Consider the following 232-nt stretch of genomic DNA (forward strand, 5'->3'; position numbering starts at 1 on the left):
GGCCGCGACGACATCGAGAGCGTGGGGATCGCCACGCCGAACGACACGCACGTCGCGCACGCACGCCAGGTGCACGGAGCCGGCCGTCACGTGGTCGTCGACAAGCCCGACACGCTCACCGCCGACGAAGCACTTGCGCTTGCGCGGGTCGCGGGCGCGCGCAGCCGGCTGTATGCGCCGTTCCACAACCGCCGCTGGGGCGACGATTTCCTGACCGTGCGCCGTGTCGTCG

Annotated in this window: 1 protein-coding gene; it reads left to right on the forward strand. The window is 72.0% G+C overall.

Annotated elements, in window-relative coordinates:
* Nucleotides 1-232 (forward strand): Gfo/Idh/MocA family oxidoreductase (locus KVT39_RS37535; protein WP_217591535.1); only part of this gene is annotated, 232 nt, incomplete at both ends.

Origin of the sequence: Burkholderia sp. GbtcB21, from assembly GCF_019091065.1 — a bacterium.
Lineage (GTDB): Bacteria > Pseudomonadota > Gammaproteobacteria > Burkholderiales > Burkholderiaceae > Burkholderia > Burkholderia pyrrocinia_C.